Below are 24,403 nucleotides of genomic sequence, written 5' to 3'. Positions count from 1 at the left end.
AAAGTTAAGGGCAAAAATGAGCAACATATTCTACAGTGAAAAATTTGAAGATCGTCACAATGGTCCACGTGCCACGGAGGTAGACGAGATGTTAAACTTTCTGGGGGTGTCTTCTTTAGACGAGCTAATAGAGCAAACAGTGCCTGCTCCTATTCGGAGAAAAGCACTACGTTTGCCAGCGCCTCTAAGTGAAGTCGCGTATCTAGAACGCGTCAATCAGATCGCTGAAAAGAACAAAGTTTTCAAATCTTTTATCGGACAGGGTTATTACAATGTCGTGCTTCCAGGTGTTATTCAGCGTAATGTATTTGAAAATCCAGGATGGTACACGCAATACACACCTTACCAAGCGGAGATCGCACAAGGACGTTTGCAAGCATTGTTAAATTTCCAGACGATGGTTTCTGACCTGACCGGTTTAGAGATCGTGAATGCTTCGTTGTTGGATGAAGCTACTGCGGCTGCAGAAGCGATGTTTATGTTGTTCAATGCGCGTAAAAACAAAGAAGCGCGTACTTTCTTGGTAAGCGCAGATATATTCCCACAAACATTAGATGTATTGCACACCCGTGCTTTACCATTTGGCGTTGAGATCAGAACAGCAGATGTCTCCGCAAATGATCTGACAGAAGATGTATTTGCTATATTTTTACAATATCCTGCGGCGAGTGGTTCGGTATCCGATTATCGTGCGCTTGTTAGCGCAGCCAGCGAGAAAAATATTACCACTGCAGTAGCAGCAGATTTGATGTCGCTGGCGTTATTGACGCCTCCAAGCGAATGGGGCGCTGATGTCGTGGTTGGTAATAGTCAACGTTTTGGTGTACCAATGGGTTTTGGCGGACCACATGCAGCTTATTTCGCTACAAAAGATGCTTACAAACGTTCAATCCCCGGCCGTATCATCGGTGTAACTTCGGATTCATCCGGTAATTACGCGCTTCGTATGGCGCTACAAACACGTGAGCAGCACATCCGCCGCGACAAAGCATCATCTAATATTTGTACCGCGCAAGCTTTGTTGGCGATCATGGCATCTTTCTACGCTGTTTATCACGGCCCACAAGGCATCAAAAATATTGCTTCAAGAATCCACGATTTAACGCGCTTGGCAGATCAAGCGATTCAAGCTTTAGGATACAAACAGCTTAACGCAAACTATTTTGATACATTGCGTTTTGAAGTGGGTGAGCAAGCAGGCACGTTGAAGGGCGAAGCACTAGACAACAACCTTAACTTCTTCTACCAAGATCAATTTGTAGGGATCTCCATCGATGAAACCACGACATTCGAAGACATCAAAACCATCGTTAAAGTATTTGCCAGAATAAAAGGTAAAAATGCGAATGATGTAGATGTTGAAGCGATTGCAGAACAGTTGGAACAAGCAATTCCTGCCGATTTAGTACGCCAGTCGGACTATCTTACGCACCCAGTTTTCAATAGCTACCACTCCGAAAGTGAGATGCTTCGTTATATCAAATCGTTGGAAGCCAAAGATCTTTCTTTGTGCCATTCGATGATTCCGTTAGGATCATGTACCATGAAGCTGAATGCCACTTCGGAGATGATTCCAGTAACGTGGGCACGCTTTGGCAGCTTGCATCCATTTGCACCAGTCGATCAAACTTCGGGTTACATGCAATTGTTAGATGAGTTGAACCAATGGTTGGCCGAGATTACTGGTTTTGCCAAAATGTCTTTCCAACCAAACTCGGGTGCACAAGGTGAGTACGCTGGTTTGATGGTGATCCAAGCGTATTTGGAGAGCAAAGGCCAAGGACATCGCAATATTTGTTTGATCCCGGCTTCTGCGCACGGCACCAATCCAGCTTCTGCTTCGATGGCAGGCTTGAAAGTGGTGGTGGTGAAATGCGACGAGCGTGGAAATATTGATGTAGCCGATCTAAAGGCCAGAGCAGAAGAGCACAGCGAAAACCTACATTCTTTGATGGTGACTTATCCATCTACACATGGTGTGTTTGAAGAGCCGATCATTGAGATCTGTAACATCATTCACGAACATGGAGGTCAAGTTTATATGGACGGTGCCAATATGAATGCACAAGTTGGTTTGACCAGTCCAGGGTTTATTGGCGCAGACGTTTGTCACTTAAACTTGCACAAAACATTCTGTATTCCTCATGGTGGTGGTGGCCCAGGTATGGGACCGATCGGCGTAGCCGAGCACTTGGTGCCATTCTTGCCCAATCACAGCGTAGTACCAGTTTCTGGTAAAGAAGGAATCACGGCAGTATCTGCCGCACCTTATGGATCGACTTCTATTTTGGTGATTCCACACGCATATATTGCCATGATGGGCAGCGAAGGTCTTACTAACGCCACTAAAATCGCCATCTTAAACGCAAACTATATCAAAGCACGTTTGGAAGGACATTATCCAGTATTGTATGCTGGCGCAAATGGTCGTTGTGCGCACGAGATGATCTTGGATTGTCGCAATTTCAAAAACGTGGGTATTGAAGTCGCTGACATTGCGAAACGTTTGATGGATTACGGTTTCCACGCCCCAACAGTTTCATTCCCAGTCGCTGGCACCTTGATGGTAGAGCCGACAGAATCGGAATCAAAAGCAGAGTTAGACCGTTTTTGCGATGCTCTAATCGCCATCCGTGCTGAGATTGCTTTGGTAGAATCTGGCGAAGTGGATGCTAAAACAAACGTATTGAAAAATGCACCGCACACGGCTCAGGTAGTGATTGACGATGAATGGAATCGTCCATACAGCCGTCAACAAGCTGCTTATCCATTAGCCTATTTACGCAATAATAAATTTTGGCCTACTGTTGGTCGGGTGAATGAATCACAAGGTGACCGTACCTTGATCTGTTCTTGCCCTCCGATAGAAGCGTATGCTGAGCTAGAAGCGTAAGCAACTTTCAGCCAATACAAAAAAAAGGATCTGACCGTACGGTCAGATCCTTTTTTCGTATAATCTAAATCGATAGCTATGCAATTCGCGACCGCAATAGCAGATAACATCAATAGGTTTAAAAGCTAAATGACTAAGTTTGCAGTATGGCGTTTGGAAAACTCTATCTTATACCCGTGCCCCTCGCAGAAAGTGCAGAAAAGGCATCATACACTTTATTACACCAAGAAGTTATTCAATCTATTGACGAGTACATCGTAGAGAATGAAAAGACAGCACGTAAATTTCTGAAACATGCTGGGCTTAAAATTCCGCAGAGCGAATTGGTTATTCACGATTATGGCAAACATGTGCGTGATAAAGTGGATTATAATGCTTTATTTAAAGGGTTGATGTCTGGCAAAGATGTAGGATTAATGTCTGATGCTGGATGCCCTGGCGTAGCAGATCCTGGCGCACTGGTCGTTGCAGAAGCGCATAAACGCGGCATTCACGTTCATCCTTTAGTCGGCCCCAGCTCCATCTTGCTTGCATTGATGGGATCGGGGTTCAATGGGCAGCAATTTAGTTTTCAAGGATATTTACCCATTGATAAGGGGGCGCGCAGCCGAAAAATCAAAGATTTGGAATCCGTATCCGCGCGAGAGCACAGCACACAGATTTTTATCGAAACACCATTTCGTAATGAACAACTGTTGAGCGAATTACTACGCACCTGCCAACCGAAAACGCGATTGTGCATCGCTTGGAATCTCACTGGCGAAGACGAACAGATCATCTCGCAGCCGATCTCCCGGTGGAAAACACTAGAAGGAATTGACCTCTATAAAAAACCTGCTATATTCCTGCTTTTTGCTTCATAATATCCGTAATTTTAGCTGAAATGATCTCGACTGCATTCCAGAAACGAGCTCAGCACTTACATGAACGAAACACAGATGTCCGAATTATCACCAGAATTAATTGCCGAATTGCAGCAGTTGACGATCTATGTCTTGATCGTCATCCTTTTGGTGTGGATTCTCTTTGCGTACAACGTACGCAAGACATTATTACTCATTAAGCCCGAAAACCAAATTATCTTACCCAATCAAGCTTGGTTCTTGGCAGTCCCACTCTTTAATATTTTCTGGAACTTTGAGGTCTCCAAGCGATTGGCATACTCCTTTAACAATGAGTTTTTTGATCGCAAAGTTGCGGTAGAAGATATGCCGACTTTACAAATCGGAAATCGCTATGCGTGGTCTTTTTTGATATACAACATTCCATTTTTTCCAGACTTCATCCGTTTGCTGGCATTCATTCTGTGTATTACATACTTCATATCATACTGGTATAAGATTGTACAGTTTAAGTCGTTGATTGAAGAGCATGAAGCTTGGAAACAAAAACAACAATCCGATGAAGATTAAAGAATTAACCAATTATCTAGAGCAATTTGCCCCTTTAAGCTATCAAGAGTCGTATGATAACTCCGGCTTAATCGTTGGGAATCCAAACGATGAGGTACATCGTGCCTTGGTCTCTTTGGATTGCACGGAAGCTGTGGTAGACGAGGCTATCGCCGAAGGATGCGATATCATTATCTCTCATCATCCCATTATTTTCAAGGGATTGAAACGGTTTACAGGTCAAAATTATGTGGAAAGAACTGTTATCAAAGCCATCAAAAGTGGCATTGCACTATATGCCATACACACCAACTTGGATAATGTATTGGGCGGTGTAAACTCTAAAATTGCCGAAAAGCTTGAATTGGAGTCAGTTTCCATATTATCACCGAAAAAACATTTGTTGAAAAAGCTAGCCGTATTTGTGCCACGCACTCACGTGGAAGATGTACGTGAAGCTCTTTTTAAAGGTGGCGCAGGTCACATTGGAGAATATGATGAAGCCAGTTTTAATACGGCTGGATACGGCACTTTCCGACCGCTAGATGATGCGAACCCGACGATTGGATCGCGTGGTGAGCAAGAGCGCGTAGAAGAAACGAAAATAGAAGTTGTGTATCCTGCACATATCGAGCGCCAAGTATTGGTCGCCATGTTTGCCGCTCATCCCTACGAAGAGGTAGCTTACGACGTTTTGCAGCTCGACAATACGGTTCAAAAGGTCGGCTCGGGTGCTATTGGAAACTTGAACGAACCTTTGCCGGGGGAAGATTTCTTACGGTTCTTGAAAGAAACATTAAAACTCTCCGTCATCCGGCACACTGCCCTACCCGATCATCCTATCAGTCGAGTCGCAGTCTGTGGAGGTGCTGGCGGATTTTTGTTGCAAGATGCGATACGCTCTGGAGCTGATGTATTTATCACTTCTGATTATAAGTATCATGAATTCTTTGATGCCGAAAATAAAATCTTGATAGCCGACGTAGGACACTATGAAAGTGAACAATTTACGCAAGAATTATTGTTGGAATTAATTCAGAAAAAATTTGCTAACTTTGCTGTCCTGTTGACTGAAACAGAGACAAATCCGATAAAGTACTTTATTTAATGGAACAAACTGTAGAACAAAAACTAAAAGCTTTATGGGCATGGCAATCGATCCATACCAAAGTTGACAAAATTCGCCAGGTAAGGGGAGAACTGCCTATTGAGGTGGCTGATCTAGAAGACGAGATCGCGGGATTAGAAACTCGTAACGAGAAAATCCGTAGTGAACTTGACGAATTGGAAGATTCCATCGTGTCACGTAAAAACATGATTAAAGATGCGCAAGCAGCTATCAAGAAATACGAAACTCAACTAAATGAAGTAAAGAATAATCGCGAGTACGATGCAATCACCAAGGAGATAGAGCTTCAGGGCTTAGAAATCCAAGTTTGTGAGAAGCGTATACGCGAAGCTGAATTCGAGATCAACAATAAGACCGAACTTTACGAGACGACAGAAGGAAATCTTAACTACAGTAAAGGTGAGTTAGACGTGAAGAAGCAAGAGCTAGAAAACATCACTTCCGAAACGCAAAAAGAGGAAGATTCGCTTTTAAAAGAAGCTGAAGCTTCTGAAAATAATATTGATGACCGATTGTTGAAAGTATCGAACAAACTACGGAAATCTTTCCGGAATGGCTTAGCTATTGTATCGATCGAGCGCGACAGCTGTTCTGGTTGCCACAATAAGATCCCAGCTCAAATGCAATCAGAGATTAGACAACGTAAAAAGATTTTGGTATGTGAACACTGTGGTCGCATCCTCGTAGACGAAGAAATCGCCTCAGAAGAATCCTAACACGACATGAGAAAATTTCCGCCCTCCAAGACAATCTTGGGGGGCTTTTTCGTTTGTAGACAACCAACTACAAATCAAAATTGCATGGGAAAATTTGTGTTCAAACACTAAAATAATGTTTTAGATTTGCCTCAGTCTATACAGATTCCCTCCTCAGGTAGGCCTCAGGTAGGGATCTTTTGAAAAACATAAAATAAAGAAAATGAACACAAAAGCACGCCGCACCTATGTTGCGCCAACACTGGATATCTTTATTGTAGAATTGGAGAATAGTATTGCAGCAGGCTCGGCACAAGTCGTTGTTCAGTCTCCAGATCAGGATGTAAATCATATGTGGGAATCTAACTTTGCTGATGATCGTGAGATCTATTGGTAATCCCATTTAGAATATACAACCATGATGAATAGACTATATATTTTGCTCCTGCTATCAGTGTTGTCTTCTTGTAGCAAAGAGTCCTTTACGGAGCAAACCTCCTTGGAAGTTAATCTGCTAGATCTAGAAGTTCAGACCACGGAGTCCGGAGATGCGGATGATGCCAACACGTTGACACGCGCGGCAACCAATACAACGGCATACGGAGATACTCCTGTAGAAGTGGCAAATATTCCATTCAATCAACATTTTGGTATTTCCGTATCACTATCACGTGATTTACCTAACTCCTCCTCGGAAAACGGCAATACGCTCACTCGTGCGGCTGGAATAACAAATAGCGGACCTAATAGTTGGAAGTTGGATAATGGTGTAAAATATCGCTTATTAGCTTATGACAATAACGAAAGCAAAGTGATAGATACCGTATACACCGTTGGGCAGTACAGCGGCGGCGGATTGAACTTAAATAGTGGAAGTACCTACACTTTTATTGTATATTCAATATTAAGCAAATCTCAGGTACCAGCAGCTCCAGCAGGCAAATTATCTGACGCCGTCTTCACAAATATTGATGGTAATACAGACTTTATCCATTTCCGTAAGGTTCAAAAGCTAAATCCCGGCAAGAATGCGCTGGACGTAACAATGAAGCATGTATTCAGCCAATTAACCACCAGCATAAACAGTGCTGCTATAGGAAATATCACCACCGTTAAGGCTCGTGTAGGAGATCATTACCTATCTCCTACGATCAGCCTAAACAGTGGAAACGTGTTGGCTTACAATAATAAAGCAACAAACGGAAAAGATATCGTATTTGCTAATACCAGTACAACTAGTGCCGCCAATGACGCGACTATAATCTGCAATAATGGGTCTACTACTAGCACTATCACGATAGATGAGATTACTATCAATAATGTAACGAAGAAGGCGATCTCAATCCCTGGAATAAAACTAGCCCCGGGAACTCGCTATGTACTAACATTAAAAATAAAAACCTTTACACCAGATGCTGAACCAGGTATTGAATTGGGGAATAAAATATATGCGCCAGGGAATTTGACATATGATCGCAACTCAAATACTTATAGTTTTTCCACAAAAGGCGAGGGAGACCTTTGGTTTAAAAATTATGTAAAACCAAGACGTAATGATCTAGACAGCCGCCCCTGGGGACAGAATAATCAAGAAGCGCGGGCGGATTTAAACGGCGACTCTGGAGATCCTTGTGCATTGGTTATGCCATTAAATACATGGAGACTTCCAAATCGTACAGAAATGGAGAACATTAAAACTGCCTCAGAGGCTCAAGTCAGTGGACATCCGGGACCAAATATCTATGCCCCTGTTCGTTATATTGCAGAAACTTATCCTGGCGGGAATAGACGCGGTATGTACTTTGGTACACAAACTAATCCCGGCACAAATTACAATAAATACCTCTTTATTTCTTTCGATGGTATTTACAACAATAACACCACTCGCGGCGATTTAGATAACACCGGTTGGTACATGCTTAAAAATGGAAGTAACTACGAGTATATGCAGATTGGACCAAACATTTATACATTCAATTTCTATCAACTTGGAGACAACACAGCCGTATCTATACGCTGTGTGAAGGCAAACTAAGCCCTATCTAAGCAAGCTTAACAGCAATAAAAAATGTATCTGTTGGCGGGCTTATGTATTTCGTACATAAGTCTGCCAACATTTTTGTTTTGTAAGCTCTCTTATGGACTGAAATTACGGCTATATAACCCGTGAGATATCATGTGTTAGTGCAAAAACCGCTCAAGGTAGCCTATATTCTCCCCCAAGTTACGATCTTTAAGCAAAACCACCTTCTTGTCATCCAACAGATAGAAGGTTGGCGAGGCTTTGAGGTCATAGAGATTATTCGCAACAATTGAACGATCTGCATTCATAACATTCTTCCATAGCGAAGGAATGTACTGCTGATAATCTTTCCACAGATTGGGCTCCGCATTGGCATAAACAGCCAGTATCTGAAGATCTCCGCGCTTAATCCATTCCTGAACCTTCGCAATAGGCTGCAAACTTTCTATTGCGTGAGCGCAACCGCCACAGCCTGGCTCATAAAAAAACAATAAAATGTATTTTGATTGTTGGCTAAATAGATCCTCATTTTTACCATCTACCGTTTGGAAGGCAAAGTTAGTGGCTTTGCTACCTGGATTGTTCCGTTGTATTAGAGTTAATCGATCCTGAAATCTTTGTCGATGGTAATCGGGTATACTTTCTTCGTCTACCAAAAACTCTAAGACTGCTTGGTAAAGCGTCTCGTTGTACATTGGCGAGTTCGGGTCGTACAAATACTTACCATAACTTTCTGCAAAGAAATTCAAAACTTTGGGCGAAAATGACGCGCGTTTTAGCATTGTTTTGATGGCATCGGCAGACTTTTTAGGATCGCTTTGAGCTGCTATCGTAATAAAATCAACAACAGCCTGCTCTCCTACTTCTGGTTTAACGATAGCGAGGGAATCTTTAAAGTCGAATTTTTCCCAAAAATCCGTCACTGTAGAAGTGGCGGATTCCATGGTCTCAGGTTTCTCCGCACGTTTCTCTTGACAGGAAAAGTGAACCAGCATGACAAGCAAGATGCACCAGACAAAGTGTGTCTTCATAACAACAAGAATTAATATAGCTCATTAATTGTCACCAAATAAGGCCGCGAAAATACCACGACGTTGTTTTTTCGCAGTTGTGTTGGGTTGTCCGTACAATATTGGAATAATATCTTGAGCGCCCTGGCGCATGGCGGAAATAGCTCTATAAATAGCTGTCCAATCAGGCAATCCGCCAAGATTACGATCATCAATAAATAAATCTGCCGTCAGCTTGCGTGATGCGCTGACAGCCTCTTCTTCTGGAAAGTTGGCATTGTGTGCATAAAAAACAACGCCTTTTGAAGCGCAATAATCAATAGCTTCTTGCAAAAGCGCTCCCTCGCGTACTGTCCATAAGATAAGCGTGTGGCGCTCTTCTCTTAGCCTTATTAATATATCTATAGCAAATGGTATAGGCTTACCAATTTGAGGATAGCGATGTTCTACAATGGTACCGTCAAAATCTACAGCTATTATCATTTTAAGTTGCGTATGTGAAATATGTTTGGACACACTAAGATAGGGTTTTGTAGATACAAAATTCAAAAACAGGTAGCTTTACAAGCACCTGTTTCTGAATAACTGTTGGCGATGTAGAGTAATCACTACGATTAGCATCCTACCTACAGCATCTTTTCTACCTTCTTACACAACGAACATTGAGAAATGGAGACTCTAATAATCCTGCGCCGAGAACTCCCAAAGAAAGCGTCTCGAGAACATTTGGCACGATGCTATTATATGCAGATGTAACGAGTGGCACGGCCGGAACCCTTGTAGCTCGAAAACTGTAAGCCCCTAGACCGAGTAAACCGCCTACATCCAAGAGCCGATCCTGAGTCCAAACTCTTGCTTCCGTACCATAACCAGTGATACCAATGTTGATGGTAACCGCACCAGCTACCAAGCCAACAGCAGTACCAGATCCGTTCATATTAAAGCGTAAATTTGAGCTAGGGAATTGGGGCGAACCAGTGCCTGAAGCAGCGTATTCATAGTAACCCAATCCACCGACTGTGTTGTAGACTACACTTTGAGATGGACCGGTAGATCCAAGCAAGCCAGAAGTTCCCAATGTGTTAAAATCAGCTACCGTAGCCTGACGCCAAACACTTAGACCATCCTCAGGTCGGGATGTTGGATGTACCGATGTACAAGGATCGCCAGTTACACCAAACATGGTTGGAATATCTCCACGGAAAGACCAATATGACTCTCTGGCGTTCGTATGTGCATAAGTAGCATAGAATCGATAGCGATTTCTTTCACTAGGATTTAGATACAGATTTGTCCTAGCCCAGCGAACGGTAGACCCCGCTACAGTCAGCGGAGATTCAATCAAATCGATTTTCGCATTGTAGGTACGGCCAGCCGTCATAGCGCCAGAAGTGTTGAAGCTAAATGATCGATTTAATCCAGTGAAAGCTCTTGTTGTATTTCCATCAGTCATAGTTATGGTTACTCCCGTCAAATTAACGGATAGCGCTGGAAAAGAAGCTTCTGTCGCTGAATAAAAATAGATCGCCTTTCGATCGTTAAAGCCTGCGTCTACATTTTGAAAATTGGCTACTGTAAAAGTAGTCGTAGGTGTATAAGCAGTTGGATTAGAGACCTGAGCAGTAGCCAGATTGAAAGTACCCGTTGTAAGTGGCGAAGAGCCACCTGCTATACCACCAACAGTAATACCGAGTTGCGTTATATTATCGGCGAACATACCCCGAGCGTCAATCTCCACAGCTAAACGAGCTACCTGATGACGAAAATTAATCGCTAGAGGCGTATTAGCAGCGCCAGTCGGTAAGATGGTAAATGTACCTGTAGCGTACAGAAAGTCTGAATTCGTACCCATACTGACTGCAGGATTAGACCCTGTAGTAGCTATAGGTGGTATGTCATTAGCATTATTATAAGAATACGCGTACCATTGGTAGCTATCTCCACGCACCACTTCTATCTGCTGCGTGGTGTCGACTACATTAGAAGCAGAGGAAGTCAACTGCTTTTGTCTCCAAAATGTTTGTGTCCCACCAACCACCTTATACAATACGAGCCTATATTTAAAGCCGGCTGTCATCGGCGATGTTGCTCTTGGAAGAGTTTCTGAGGAATTAGCCAGTGCTGGGGTACCATTCATTTCTTGCCCTTTCCAACTTGATGACACAGAGGTAATCACATCAAAGCCATCGCCTTCTATATAGTTAGCACTATTTTCGAAGTTAGTAAGATCTGATTTACCTGATAACCGAGTCGATCGCTCGATATTTCCTTTGGCATCAAACGGAGAATTCAAATCCACATTTTCGGCATCATCGATGGTAGCTTGCACCACTAGTAAGCTGGCATTAGGATCTTGCAGATCTTCTCGACCTGCATTACGTTTACAGGCTGTCATGCAAAAGCAAAGCAATAGAAATAAAGCGCTTACAAAGCACTTGGATTTAATAAATCGCTGCGTAATCATAATAATGCGTTAGGAATTAACTATTCAATTTGCTACTGCTGCCCTTACAAGTCTGTGGTCCAATAACCACTGCCACCAACTTCCCAGTCTTCGACTGCTGGCTGATACGGTGTACCTCCCGAACCTCCTGATACGTTCACAGAAGATGCAGCAATACCATACTCTGCTATTAATCGAACTACACTTACTACAGGCCTTGAATAGGATTTTTTTTTGTGCTTCATAATTATAAAGGATAAATACGTGAAAATTGTGATCGTTATACAACTTAAATATCGAATTATACAAGTAATACCAATTGCGGTAATTTAAATATGATTTATATAAAAAAAGGACGAATTTAAAACCTATATAACTGACTATTAACCTCCAAAGATATAACCATTATTATCCCACTTAGAGAAAATTATATCGAACAGCACAAAAAATGACATTTGTTTCTTGCACATATCATAAAGTATCTGCGGCAGGAAAAATAATTTTTTTACAATATTCCCCACAAGGTTACTTTTAACCAAAAGCAGTAGGCAAATAAAGGAAAAGCGAAAAATGATAAAGCGTAACTATTAGTGGTTAACCAATAAGGAATCTTGTGGGGATTTTTACAGAAATTTGCAGAACCCATTTAGACTATATGGAAAATGAATTAACCCGACAAGCTCACATAATTACAACGCTCAGCCCTTAACATCGTTATCCAGGACGACTGAACTTCGTAAACAGCTAATAACCAACAGCTATAAACTAAAAAATAGCTAGCTTTGCATAAGTCATAAAAAAGAAAATCATGATGTCATTGCTATCAAATAGGCATCGTTGTTTGTAGTGTGAATGCTACATAAGTGAATAAATAGTGCTGATATATTCGCCCTTAAATCCTACATATAGTAACTTTACTGCTGAAATTAACTTGGGCTGAATTATTATCAATGCCACTTTATAGAGAAACATTAATAAACAATTACACGGTTATAGATCACTAATAAGATGAAGATATTGGTCGTATGTATTGCATTTATTGTAGCCTTTCTATTAGGAAGATTACTATTGCCTTATGTACTACTTATTAGTTATCGTAAGCGATTGTTCGACCCTGTTGATGTTCGCAAAACTCACACTCAGTTGGTCTCTAGACTTGGTGGAGTGACCTTTGTACCAATTCAGTGTGTGTTGGTCGTATTAACACTGATTTTGTGTTACAGAAACAATCTAGTAGACTTTAACCTTGAGACCTTCGAAATCTATCCAATGATAATGGGATTAGTCTGTGGTTTGGTGGTGTTATTTATTGTGGGTATTACGGATGATTTGATTGGCATTAGCGCCAAAACCAAACTTTACATGCAAATATTAGTCGCATGCTTCTTGCCTATATCGGGTGTTTGGATCAATGATTTGTATGGTGTGTTTTTTATAACACATATACCAGCATGGATAGGTATACCATTTACTGTTTTTGTCACTGTACTAATTATCAATGCGATCAACTTAATCGACGGAATTGACGGATTATGTTCAGGCTTAGTATTAGTTGGGTGTCTCGCTTTAGGCACTTTATTTATGATTAATCAAGCATGGTTACACGCTTTGTTCGCGTTTATCACAGCAGGATTACTCATTCCTTTCTTCCATTATAATGTGTTTGGAATTTCTCGAAAAAAGCGCAAGATATTTATGGGTGATTCAGGGAGTTTGACTCTAGGCTTGTCCATGTCCTTCCTTTCAGTTAGCTACGCGATGAACAACCCGCATATCCAACCTTTCTCGGAAGGAGCAATCGTTGTAGCGTTTACCGTGCTCATCGTCCCGGTGATGGATGTGGCGCGCGTAATGCTAGTGCGTGTACGCTTAGGACACCCCCTTTTTCGTGCAGATCGTAACCATATCCACCACAAACTGCTAGACGCGGGCTTGTCTCATCAAAAGGCAATGATTACTATTATATCACTTGCAGGCTTTTTTTGTATCTTTAATGCCATAGCTGTGCAGCTTATTAGCAACAACATCGTACTAGCAGCAGATTTAGTTTTATGGGGGATTTTTCATACCGTAGTTGATAAAATCCTGAAACGTAAACAATCTACCGTTGGTAAAACGATTTCTAATACGTACAAAAGTCACAATCAGGTAATAGCAGATCAATTAAAATAATCGGCGGAGACGCTCATAAACACAACCTTTCTTAATGAAAATAGCGATTATCGGTGGATCAGGTTTCGTAGGAACCAAACTAATAGACGCTCTGAGCGTTTCACCCGAGTTTTCTGTAGTTAATATCGACAAAGAGCCTAGTTTTTCACACCCATCTATCTCCATCATAGGAAATGTATTAGATATCAATTCCCTAGCAGATTCCTTAGCCAATGTAGATGTGGTTGTACTTTTAGCCGCAGAACACCGAGACGATGTATCTCCTACGTCATTGTATTATGATGTAAATGTACAAGGAATGCAAAACACCTTGGAAGCTATGGAAAAGCAGGGCGTAAAAAAGATCATATTTACCAGTTCCGTGGCTATTTATGGCTTAGATAAAGATAATCCTAATGAATCGTTTCCTGCCGAACCATTCAATCACTATGGCAAGAGCAAATGGGAAGCAGAAATACTTTTACAACAATGGGCTCAAAACCATACAGATTGGAGCATTGATATTGTTCGGCCTACAGTAATTTTTGGTGAGGGAAACCGAGGCAACGTATTCAATCTTTTAAATCAAATAGCTTCTGGTAAATTTATGCTCATTGGAAAAGGAAACAATGAAAAATCCATGTCCTATATTGGAAATATCGTCGCTTTCATCCAATTCTTAATTACTAAGATGAATCCTGGTATACAAGCATACAATTATGTTGATAAACCAGACTTTACTACCAAAGATCTTGTACATCATACTGGCAAAATTTTAGAAAAGCGTATTCCTACAACACGTATTCCTTACTGGCTCGGTATGCTCGGCGGTTATGGTTTTGATTTATTAGCACTCTTAACAAGAAAAAAGCTATCGATTAGCTCAGTGCGCGTGAAAAAGTTTTGTGCTGTGACGCAATACGATTCCACCAAAGCAATGAGCTCTGGTTTTCAACCACCGTATAGCATGCAGGAAGGTCTAAGAAGAACATTAGCCGCCGAGTTTGGAAAATAGTTTATTACGACAGAATCATCAGACTCCATGCTTAAGCAGTTTATCAAAAAATACCTTAAAAACTTTACCTACTTCTATCGGTATCTACGATATCGCATCTTTATCGTAATCGGCCTGACTTTTATGTTCGGCCTGATGGATGGGCTTGGGCTTAGCATGTTTCTTCCTTTGTTTCAAATAGCGGCAGATAGCGAAGGAGGCGCGGCTAACACCGCGACTGAAGATAATTTTTTAATGAATTTCTTTGAGTTAGCTGGCATAGAATTCACCTTAGTGAATATGCTACTTCTGATGGTAGTTTTCTTCGTCTTCAAAGGTTTATTTTTTTATATCAAATCCATCTACGATGCGAAGGTATCTCGTTATTTTCTCGTATCAACTCGTAAAAATCTGTTAGATAAATTTTCACATTTATCCTTTCGTTATTTTATAAATGCAGATGTCGGCGCTGTACAAAATCTAATGACCAATGAAATCAACAATCTACTATATGCTTTTAGAGATTATTTAATTATCGTTCAAAAAGGGGTAATGGTGGTCGTCTACATGTTATTTGCATTTGCCATGAACGCCGAATTTGCTATTTTAATTATGATCGGTGGCCTGTTATTTAATTTTGTATTTCAATGGATTTACAAATTTACACTTGTTGCTTCAAGAAAGCTTGTTAAAGAGAGCAACGATTATCAAGGCACAATCATTCAATTGGTGGCCAATTTTAAATACCTAAAGGCAACGGGTTTCATTAAAGATTATGCAAGACGCGTGATTCACAATATAGAATCTATAGAAGCGGTAAATTATCGATTAGGTAAGTTAGGTGCCATTACTGGCGCCATTCGAGAGCCAATACTGATCTTTATTGTAGCGGCAGTTATTCTGCTACAAGTCTATGTCAGAGAAAGCCCTTTAAGCACCATCATTGTCAGCTTGCTTTTCTTTTATCGAGCTTTGACCAACTTAACGGATCTCCAAGCACAATACAACTACTTTCTAGGCAAAGTAGGCACTATGGAAAACGTCGCGCAATTCACCGAAGAGATTGGAGCAAATAGAGAAATACAAGGTCATGCAAAATACGAGTCACTTCAAAAAGGATTAAATTTCAAAGATCTAAAGTTTTCTTACGGTAATCACCGTATCATTAAAGGGATCAATCTGGACATTGCGAAGAATGAAACCATCGCCTTAGTTGGCGAATCGGGTAGTGGCAAATCTACATTGGTTAATCTTATTGCAGGCCTACTTGATGCAAATAAAGGTAGCTACAAGATAGATTCTAGTGAAATAGAAACGGTTGATAAGTATTCGTTTCAAAACAAAATTGGCTATATATCTCAAGAAACGGTTATTTTCAATGCAAGTATTTATGATAATATCACACTTTGGGCCGAACCAACATCAGAAAATAGGACACGTTTCGATCAAGCCTTAGAGAGGGCATCATTAGCAGATTTTGTACAAGGGCTGGAAAACGGAAAAGATACCATACTCGGAAACAATGGTATTAATCTTAGTGGCGGACAGAAACAACGCATATCAATAGCTAGAGAGCTTTTCAAAGATATCGATATCTTGATACTGGATGAGGCAACTTCTGCATTAGATTCAGAAACGGAAAAGACCATTCAAGAAAATATTGATGCTCTTAAAGGGCAATTTACCATTATCATCATTGCACATAGACTGGCAACGGTCCGAAACGCTGATAAGGTGGTTTTGATGAATGACGGAAAAATCGTTGGTCAGGGTGCATTTGATGTGCTCAAGGATTCATCTCCCAAATTTAAGAGAATGGTGGAGTTGCAGGAGTTGTAATGGAATAAATATTAGGATCGCTGATGAAAAACTAAAAAAATGATACCAATTACTAAACCTTTTTTACCTCCAATCGATGAATACAAAAGTTATGTTGATAGCATTTGGGAACGTCAATGGCTAACTAATATGGGACCACTATCGAGTGACTTGGAGATGAAAATCAAGGATCATTTAGAAGTCAATCACCTTCTGTTTGTCACAAACGGAACCATAGCCTTACAAATAGCTATTAAAGCCCTTGACTTATCTGGTGAGATCATTACGACTCCATTCTCTTTCGTCGCAACTTCAAGTAGCATTGTGTGGGAGGGTTGCTCTCCTATCTTTGTAGACATTGATTCTAAATCACTTAACATAGACGCAAACAAAATTGAAGCTGCTATAACAGAAAGAACCTCTGCAATCTTGGCAACACATGTTTACGGAAACCCCTGTGATGTCATGATGATCGAAGAAATTGCAAGCCGTAACAATCTGAAGGTAATATATGACGGAGCTCACGCATTTGGAGTAAAAGTAAATGGTCGTTCAATTTTTGAATATGGTGATATTTCCACTTGTTCTTTGCACGCAACAAAGCTATTCCATTCGACGGAAGGTGGACTTCTAATAACCTCAAATCCCGAGATACTTAAACGCATGGCGTATATCCGCAATTTTGGTATATCTGGATTTGATTCATTCGCTGAATTAGGTATCAATGGAAAAAATTCCGAACTACATGCAGCCATGGGTTTAGTAAATATGAAATACCTCAAAATGATCCATGAGAAGAGGAAAATTATTACAGAAGCATATGATGAAAAACTTAAAACTTTAAAAGCTTTTAAACCAAAATGGCACGCTAACGCAACACTGAATTATGCCTATTATCCGATCGTTTTGGAAAGTGAGCAGTTTTTACTAGACGTCAAAACCATGCTCGAACAACACGAAATTTTCACTAGAAGATACTTTTACCCATCGTTGGCTAATGCATTACCTTACCTGCCACCTATATCATTAGAAAATACAGATAATATCTCTAAAAAAGTTTTATGTCTTCCTCTCTATTACGATCTCACACTGGAAGAGGTAAACCTAATTTGCCGCTTAATTTTGAGAGCACAAAACAATTAACAGATGAAAGTAGCAATCATGCAACCATATGTATTTCATTATTTAGGACACTTTCAACTTATTAATGCCGTGGATCAATTTGTTTATTGCGACGATGTGATCTTCATAAAGGATGGATGGATAAGTCGAAACAAAATATTAGTAACCGGACAGCCGAACCTTTTCACTATCCCTCTAGATGAAGCTACGCCAAACAAATTTAATACCAAAACTAACAGAAAAAGAGGTGTTAAACTGTATGAGAGTTTACTGAATACAATTGAACTTAATTACAAAAAAGCTAAACAATTTCATGGTTTTTCGAACCTTATTAAAACCGTAGCATCATGTTGATTGTTGGTGCTGGCGGTTTTGCAAAAGAAGTTCTAGAGGTATTAACGGATAATTCTGTTTGCGCAGATATTACTTTTTTTGATGATATTAATCCTAAAGTTCACTCACTTTACGATCACCCAATAATAAGTTCTTTTGATGCTGCCGCAGTTTATTTGAAAAAGGTTGATAATCGGTTCATATTAGGTATTGGTGGCTCAGCCTTAAGGCTGCATTTCTTTGATGTATTTACAAAATTAGGTGGTATTTGCGAGTCTGCTATAAGTGTAAAAGCAAACATTGCCAGTTTTGGTATGGATATAAACTCGGGTGTTTCTATCCTTGGCAACAGCATAATATCTTCTGGCGTCTCTTTAGGAAGGGGTAGTATGGTGTATTATGGATCTATAATATCACACGATGTTAAAGTAGGTGAGTTTTGTGAAATATCTCCTGGAGCAACTATTTTGGGAGGTGCAAATATTGGAAAATTGACACACGTTGGAGCAAACGCCACCGTGCTACCAAGGATCAAAATTGGTGAAAACGTCATAATCGGTGCGGGAAGTGTTGTTACTAAGGATATTCCAAACAACAAAATTGCTATAGGAATACCTGCAAAATTTTATCCACGAAAATGAAAGAAAACTGCGTTAGTGTTATAATTATCACCTATGCTCAAGAAAAATTTATTCGACATGCAATAAACGGAGTCTTGAGCCAAAAGTATTTTGGAGAAATCGAACTTCTTATTTGTGATGACTGCTCTCCCGATTTTACTGACAAAATTGTTGAGAATATTATATTAAATGAATCAATCCCCAAAAATGTAAGAATTGTATACCATAAAAACCAGTCAAATTTAGGTATAGTCCCCAATTTTGTATCAGCACTAAAAAAAGCTAAAGGGCAATTTATTGCCATATGTGAAGGTGATGACTATTGGACTGATCCACTAAAATTGGAAAAACAAGTGGATTACCTAACTAACAATGCAGATTGTAACCTTGTTTATCATAGGGTAATGTTATATGATGAAGACTCTAAACTTTTTACTAAAGAACATCTGAATAAAGAAGACTTTACATTAAAGAGAAATTTAGACACATTAACACGTGATGGCAATTTTATACATACTCCGTCTGTAGTTTTTCGTAACAACATAAATTTCGACTCGCCCCTGTTTAACGGTGTCGTAGGAGACTATATTCTTTGGTATCTTAATGGTGAAAAAGGGCTATATGGCTACCTGCCAGATTATATGGCCGTCTACAGAATATGGAATGGTGGCGTTTGGTCCAAGAGGAGGCGGGCTACAACACATTTCACATTTGCTAAAATGTTGACTCGAATGAGCAAGAGTTCCAATGATCCAGTTATTTCCAACAATCTGCGTCAACAATCAATAGACACGCTACTACGTATTGGCTTTTCCGAGATGTCTTTCAAAGAAAAAATTAATTATACTTATTTTATTTTAAAATATGATCGACGTCCACTAAGAACACTTTTAAGAAAAATCAAAAAATTAAGGCTTTAAGTTAGAGGAAATTAACAGAAGTCGTTCTTTACGTCAATGTTACATCTCGCTACAATAATCCGATTTAAATATTTAAACCGTAGTCAACATCATTAAAAATAACTTCAAAAGGTTAAAGAATGCTATCCATAATAGTTTCATCTTACAAAGACAATCTTTATAGTGCTTTAGCGACCAACATCGCGACAACCTGCGGTATTGAATATGAACTTATTCGTATAGATAACCCAGGGATTATGAGCATAAATTCTGCTTATAATCAGGGAATTGACAAAAGTAATTTTGAACATTTGCTTTTTGTCCACGAAGATGTTTTATTCGAGACTTCAGAATGGGGAAAGATTCTTTTAAGCACTCTGGAAAATGTTCCAAATGTTGGCTTAGTAGGTTTGGCGGGCAGCACATTTAAAACTAAAGCACCTTCTGGATGGTGGATAGATCATAAATTTCAAAAAATGTTTATCACCGAATATAGGAATGGGCGCCTTATTGGAGCATTTAACCAAGATGGTTTAGGTCGCGACTTTGATGAGGTTGTCACCTTAGATGGTGTATTCTTAGCTAGCAAAAAATCTCTTGGATTGAGATTTGATGAAAATTTATCTGGATTCCATAATTATGATTTAGCTATCTCCATCAAATCAATTCAAAAAAAGCTAAAAAATATTATCAGTTACCAAATCAATGTAAAACACTTTTCATCTGGCAATTTCAACAAAGATTGGGTCATCTCTACTCATCATTTTTACAAGATGTACAAAAACTTTTTACCTGTCCGCACTCAAAAGATAGAGGAGGAAGTTAAGTTTGAAAAAGCCAAGTATCTTTGGTTTTTCAATGAGTGCTTCTACTACGGTAAGCTTGATCTTTGTCTATATTATGCTTTTGAAGCTTTCAAACATTTTCCAATGAGCCGCTTACCTTATTTAATGATACTGAAAATTATTTTTCGCCTACCCAGTCTATTAAAGGGTCAAGCTCAATTAAAAATCAAGTAAAATTGAATATGTACGAAATCTCTGTATCCGTCATTGTACCCAATTACAATCATGCTCCATACCTTGAGCAGCGATTGAATTCTATCCTCAATCAAACTTATACGGATTTTGAGCTCATTATAATGGATGATTGCTCATTGGACGAGAGCAGAGAGGTCATAGATCAATATGCTAACCACCCGAAGGTGTCACATATTGTTTATAATGAGAAGAATTCTGGAAGTACTTTTAAGCAATGGGAGAAAGGTATTGCGCTTGCAAAAGGGGAATGGATTTGGATAGCAGAAAGTGACGATTGGGCGGAACACAATTTTTTGGAAGAATTGATACGCAAGACTAACGGATCACCAAACACAAATCTGGCGTTCACTCAATTATATTTGGTACAAGAGAGACCTCAACAAGTTAGCGCTCGATTCGAGGGAAAAAGCCTAGACAATACGCTAGATGGCCTAAGCTTTGTACAAAATCAGATGTTGCCTCACTTAAGTATTTGGAACGCTAGCCAAGCAATATTTAGAAAAGCCGCGTTTTATAAGGTTTCTCCAGAATATTTGAAGTATAAACTCTGTGGCGACTGGATTTTTTGGAGTGAAATAAGTTTACTCGGCGACGTTTTTATTAGTGGTAAGTTTCTCAGTTATTTCAGAAAACATGCAGCAGACGTTACTACAAAGACGACCGCTTCAGGGCTTCGATTTAAAGAAGAACTGCAGGCTATCACGTACCTAAATGAGCTATTACAAGGGTTCGTACAAAACAAAGGGTTCTTCGCCTACCATTTCAGCAACTTCTATAGCGTGAGACACAAGATTCCTAATCAGGCTTACCAAGAAATCCATTCTATGTACTCAGAAAAAGTTCCTCTAAAAGAAAGAATTATTAGACAATGTCGTGCTATTGCAGGTGAGTTATGGAGAAGATGATCGATACAAAACATCCATTAGTTTCTATCATTGTCCCTATCTACAATGTAGAAAACTATTTACCCCGCTGTTTGGAGGACATTTTGGCGCAAACCTATACAAACCTAGAGGTCATTTTAGTAAATGATGGATCAAGAGATTCAAGCGCATCAATTTGCGACGATTTTGCAAAGAAAGACGCGCGCATTACGGTTATTCATCAAGAGAACGCTGGCGTTTCAGCAGCTAGAAACACTGGGTTAGATCATGCAAATGGCACGTACATCTCATTTATTGATAGTGACGATCGCGTACACAACCGGTTTATAGAGTTGCTACATTATTATATCGGGTCTAACAAATTGATAACTTGTGGTTATGAACTATTCGATCAAGACTTTGAAGTTAACCCTAACAATCAGATCGACGTAAGTCAAAACGACATAAAACAGATAACAGACCCTTTAAAAAAGTTGGTTGATATTTTTGACATACTTTATGTCGTTCCTTGGAACAAACTGTATGTAAAAAGTTTATTTGATCAAATTCGATATCCTTGTGGCAGAGTACACGAAGACGAATTCGTAATACACGAAATCCTACACCAGGTAGATGTCTCGTGTTATATGGATATTCCCTTGTATTATTACCGCCGCCGCGCAGGAAGCATCACTGCTGATGAGACAAACGTGGCAGGGTTTATAGATAAAACAGAAGCTATCTACAACCGTAGGAACTTCTTTCTAGATTTGAGCCGCAATGACGACGCTTCAACATTAGATTCTGCCTTATTGAAGCGATTTGTCTTGCCTACCATCAAAAACACAAATCACATTTGGTCACAATATGGCTTACGTGACATTTATACAAACGATACTTTGGGATTTTCAACACGATTAATCTTGTTGATAAAGAAAAAATGCTATCCTTTATATGTTGCTATGGTAAAAATTGGTCGTAAACTTTCAAAATAGTTGTTTTTCAATTTACAAAAACACCATGAAACTAATTTCTTTTGTTCTTCCGGCATATAAAGCAACGTATCTTGACCAAGCAATTTCAAGTATTCTAAATCAATCTTATGAAAATTGGGAGCTTCTTCTTGTAGATGATGCTTCACCCGAAAATTTACAGGTTATCGTAGATTCTTTTAAAGACCCTCGCATTAAATACTACCGTAACCCGAAGAACATCGGTGGTACTGACCTCGTAAAACAATGGAATCACTCCATTACTTTTGCGGAAGGAGAATATATTGTCCTAGCGGCAGATGATGATATCTATCACCCGAACTTTCTGCAGACTATGGTGGAGCTTTCCATTAAATATCCCACTGTGGACATTGTAAGAGCAAAAACTTCCATCATCAATGAACGCAACGAGGTCTCGATAACTGATGAAACGATAACTGAATACTGCAGTAAACACGAATTTCTATACCATTGGTTACGCGCTACAATTTTTACGTGTATTGGCAATTACATGTTCAAAAGTACGGCATTAAAGAGCAAAGGATTTATAAATTTTCCATCTGCCTTCTGCTCAGATGCAGCAACGGCAATTATGATGGCAGAAAATGGTATAGCAAATACAGATAACGTGCTGTTTTCATTTAGAATCTCAGGTATTCATCTATCTAGCGACAGAAGCCAGCTAGATAAAAAGCTTATCGCTACAACAATGTTTTATCGTTGGCTACTTGATTTGAGGTACGAGAAACCTGTTGAAGAAAGAGATCAGTTCTTTTTTTACGAAAACAACACGAAGTACATTCAGAAAAAGTGTCTTTACGATTATTATAATCAGGTTATCAAATATTTACCATGGTACAAATTTTGGAAAATAAGCCAATGTGAATTACTTTCAATGCGAGATAAGTGCATCACATTAGGTCGATTTTTCCATAACAAAGTATTTAGACGATAAGGCAATATGATTAATAGTTGCTTGATGGATCCTAAATTGGAGGAAAATTTCTAAATTATTGATGAAAACAATTAAAGCTATATTTACAAAACGATATCGCAATGCACAAAAATAGTATACCTCTTGTCCTAGCTTTCACGCCCAACTACTTTGTGCCCGCGTGTACTTGCTTGGTTTCTATTCTTGAATCTTCCAAATTCAAGGGCACTTTTCATGTCATTTGTTTACTAACCGAAGAGCTCAACGATGAAATGAAAAGCTCGTTAGCGGACTTGATTGGGCCTTCAAATACATTATCTTTCCTAAATTTAGCAGGTAAGATTGCAGACGATATCTACGTAGACGAGAAATATACTGTAGCAGCTAATTACCGACTACTACTCCCAGATCTCCTACCCGAATTTGACACTATTATATACATAGACTGTGACATTATTGTTCGTAACGATCTAGCAGAACTTTTTCATTCGGTAGATTTAACAGGCCAATATATGGCTGGTGTTTTCGAGGCAACATTAGATTTTCAAAAAGAACATATGTTGGCTATTGGTTGCGATCCAGGAAAGTATATCAATTCTGGGTTATTACTAATGAATCTGCGTGAACTCCGCCAAGATAATATGAGCACTAAATTTTTAGACGCCTTACGGTTTCCGGGTTTAGAATTTCCAGATCAAGATGTCATCAATCAGTTGTGTGCAGGAAAGATAATAGGTTTACCACCATACTGGAATAGTATACGTACATTTTTTATCCCTGCCTACAAGGATAGTTTTTTACAATTTTATAGCGAAGATGATTGGATAAATGTTCAACGAACAGGTAATATTCACTATACAGGCCCAAAGCCATGGAATACGTTTACCGTAGCATTTGATATTTGGTGGAAATACTACAACATCTTACCAAATTCTATCAAGAAATTCAGTAGCTATAGTTTAAAAACCCGGCTGTTGGCCACCATCTATGGAACTTCGGCTGGTAAAAGTTTGTTGGAAGGTATTCGTAACTTCATACGCCGTTGAATGAATC

Annotated in this window: 23 protein-coding genes; 19 read left to right on the top strand and 4 right to left on the bottom strand. The window is 39.6% G+C overall.

The features are described 5' to 3' along the window. Nucleotides 1–16 precede the first annotated feature (16 nt). The 7 genes from gcvP to GKO22_RS03940 all read left to right on the top strand — a co-directional run bounded on the left by gcvP (nt 17) and on the right by GKO22_RS03940 (nt 8,143). Entirely contained in the window at nt 17–2,893 is a 2,877-nt protein-coding gene (gcvP, locus tag GKO22_RS03970; protein ID WP_166332770.1) for an aminomethyl-transferring glycine dehydrogenase, read from the top strand. A gap of 146 nt (nt 2,894–3,039) precedes the next feature. Further along, complete coding sequence (locus tag GKO22_RS03965) at nt 3,040–3,756, top strand: SAM-dependent methyltransferase (RefSeq protein WP_166332769.1); 717 nt, start codon at nt 3,040–3,042, stop codon at nt 3,754–3,756. 60 nt (nt 3,757–3,816) lie between these two features. Next, the gene (locus GKO22_RS03960; protein WP_240920098.1) at nt 3,817–4,305 is read left to right on the top strand and encodes a hypothetical protein; all 489 of its coding nucleotides are present in this window, start codon (nt 3,817–3,819) and stop codon (nt 4,303–4,305) included. Next, nucleotides 4,295–5,392 (top strand): Nif3-like dinuclear metal center hexameric protein, encoded by a 1,098-nt coding sequence (locus GKO22_RS03955; protein ID WP_166332952.1) that lies wholly within the window; start codon nt 4,295–4,297, stop codon nt 5,390–5,392. The genes GKO22_RS03960 and GKO22_RS03955 overlap by 11 nt, the downstream gene beginning before the upstream one ends. After that, the gene (locus GKO22_RS03950) at nt 5,392–6,129 is read left to right on the top strand and encodes a zinc ribbon domain-containing protein (protein ID WP_166332768.1); all 738 of its coding nucleotides are present in this window, start codon (nt 5,392–5,394) and stop codon (nt 6,127–6,129) included. Before GKO22_RS03955 ends, GKO22_RS03950 begins: the two co-directional genes overlap by 1 nt. Nucleotides 6,130–6,331: 202 nt before the next feature. Continuing rightward, entirely contained in the window at nt 6,332–6,505 is a 174-nt protein-coding gene (locus GKO22_RS03945) for a hypothetical protein (RefSeq protein WP_166332767.1), read from the top strand. A gap of 21 nt (nt 6,506–6,526) precedes the next feature. Further along, nucleotides 6,527–8,143 (top strand): hypothetical protein, encoded by a 1,617-nt coding sequence (locus GKO22_RS03940; RefSeq protein WP_166332766.1) that lies wholly within the window; start codon nt 6,527–6,529, stop codon nt 8,141–8,143. 146 nt (nt 8,144–8,289) lie between these two features. Here the strand turns inward: GKO22_RS03940 and GKO22_RS03935 are convergent, their stop codons facing one another. The 4 genes from GKO22_RS03935 to GKO22_RS03920 form a co-directional block, all read right to left on the bottom strand. Beyond that, nucleotides 8,290–9,162 carry a DUF5106 domain-containing protein gene (locus GKO22_RS03935; protein WP_166332765.1) on the bottom strand — a complete coding sequence of 291 codons (873 nt, stop codon included), beginning with the start codon at nt 9,160–9,162 and terminating at the stop codon, nt 8,290–8,292. 24 nt (nt 9,163–9,186) lie between these two features. Continuing rightward, complete coding sequence (locus GKO22_RS03930; protein ID WP_166332764.1) at nt 9,187–9,624, bottom strand: BT0820 family HAD-type phosphatase; 438 nt, start codon at nt 9,622–9,624, stop codon at nt 9,187–9,189. A gap of 157 nt (nt 9,625–9,781) precedes the next feature. Continuing rightward, the gene (locus GKO22_RS03925; protein ID WP_166332763.1) at nt 9,782–11,536 is read right to left on the bottom strand and encodes a fimbrillin family protein; all 1,755 of its coding nucleotides are present in this window, start codon (nt 11,534–11,536) and stop codon (nt 9,782–9,784) included. Nucleotides 11,537–11,649: 113 nt separating this feature from the next. Beyond that, the gene (locus GKO22_RS03920; protein ID WP_166332762.1) at nt 11,650–11,829 is read right to left on the bottom strand and encodes a hypothetical protein; all 180 of its coding nucleotides are present in this window, start codon (nt 11,827–11,829) and stop codon (nt 11,650–11,652) included. A gap of 763 nt (nt 11,830–12,592) precedes the next feature. Between GKO22_RS03920 and GKO22_RS03915 the strand changes: the two genes are divergently transcribed. The 12 genes from GKO22_RS03915 (at nt 12,593) to GKO22_RS03860 (ending at nt 24,396) form a co-directional block, all read left to right on the top strand. Further along, nucleotides 12,593–13,756 (top strand): MraY family glycosyltransferase, encoded by a 1,164-nt coding sequence (locus GKO22_RS03915; RefSeq protein ID WP_166332761.1) that lies wholly within the window; start codon nt 12,593–12,595, stop codon nt 13,754–13,756. A 34-nt stretch (nt 13,757–13,790) separates the two neighbouring features. After that, nucleotides 13,791–14,750: an NAD-dependent epimerase/dehydratase family protein gene (locus GKO22_RS03910; RefSeq protein ID WP_166332760.1), complete on the top strand. Its 960-nt coding sequence runs from the start codon at nt 13,791–13,793 to the stop codon at nt 14,748–14,750. A gap of 27 nt (nt 14,751–14,777) precedes the next feature. Beyond that, nucleotides 14,778–16,568, top strand: a complete 1,791-nt coding sequence (locus GKO22_RS03905) for an ABC transporter ATP-binding protein (RefSeq protein WP_166332759.1) — start codon at nt 14,778–14,780, stop codon at nt 16,566–16,568. Between the two features lie 39 nt (nt 16,569–16,607). Further along, nucleotides 16,608–17,690, top strand: coding sequence for a DegT/DnrJ/EryC1/StrS family aminotransferase (locus GKO22_RS03900; protein ID WP_166332758.1), 1,083 nt, complete (start codon nt 16,608–16,610; stop codon nt 17,688–17,690). 3 nt (nt 17,691–17,693) lie between these two features. Continuing rightward, nucleotides 17,694–18,023, top strand: a complete 330-nt coding sequence (locus tag GKO22_RS16850; protein WP_166332757.1) for a WbqC family protein — start codon at nt 17,694–17,696, stop codon at nt 18,021–18,023. Further along, on the top strand, nt 18,017–18,643 hold the full coding sequence (locus tag GKO22_RS03890; RefSeq protein ID WP_166332756.1) for a NeuD/PglB/VioB family sugar acetyltransferase: 627 nt from the start codon (nt 18,017–18,019) through the stop codon (nt 18,641–18,643). The genes GKO22_RS16850 and GKO22_RS03890 overlap by 7 nt, the downstream gene beginning before the upstream one ends. Continuing rightward, nucleotides 18,640–19,542, top strand: coding sequence for a glycosyltransferase (locus GKO22_RS03885; protein ID WP_166332755.1), 903 nt, complete (start codon nt 18,640–18,642; stop codon nt 19,540–19,542). The genes GKO22_RS03890 and GKO22_RS03885 overlap by 4 nt, the downstream gene beginning before the upstream one ends. 119 nt (nt 19,543–19,661) lie before the next feature. After that, on the top strand, nt 19,662–20,540 hold the full coding sequence (locus GKO22_RS03880) for a glycosyltransferase (protein WP_166332754.1): 879 nt from the start codon (nt 19,662–19,664) through the stop codon (nt 20,538–20,540). A gap of 8 nt (nt 20,541–20,548) precedes the next feature. Beyond that, nucleotides 20,549–21,466 (top strand): glycosyltransferase family 2 protein, encoded by a 918-nt coding sequence (locus GKO22_RS03875; RefSeq protein WP_166332753.1) that lies wholly within the window; start codon nt 20,549–20,551, stop codon nt 21,464–21,466. Beyond that, nucleotides 21,454–22,419, top strand: coding sequence for a glycosyltransferase family 2 protein (locus GKO22_RS03870; protein ID WP_166332752.1), 966 nt, complete (start codon nt 21,454–21,456; stop codon nt 22,417–22,419). Before GKO22_RS03875 ends, GKO22_RS03870 begins: the two co-directional genes overlap by 13 nt. A gap of 25 nt (nt 22,420–22,444) precedes the next feature. Continuing rightward, nucleotides 22,445–23,371, top strand: coding sequence for a glycosyltransferase family 2 protein (locus GKO22_RS03865; protein WP_166332751.1), 927 nt, complete (start codon nt 22,445–22,447; stop codon nt 23,369–23,371). 101 nt (nt 23,372–23,472) lie between these two features. After that, nucleotides 23,473–24,396, top strand: coding sequence for a glycosyltransferase family 8 protein (locus GKO22_RS03860; protein ID WP_166332750.1), 924 nt, complete (start codon nt 23,473–23,475; stop codon nt 24,394–24,396). Nucleotides 24,397–24,403 lie beyond the last annotated feature (7 nt).

Origin of the sequence: Sphingobacterium chungjuense (assembly GCF_011316935.1) — a bacterium.
Classification (GTDB): domain Bacteria; phylum Bacteroidota; class Bacteroidia; order Sphingobacteriales; family Sphingobacteriaceae; genus Sphingobacterium; species Sphingobacterium chungjuense.
Note: the sequence above shows the minus strand (reverse complement) of the source record. Positions and strands in the feature narration are given on the sequence as shown.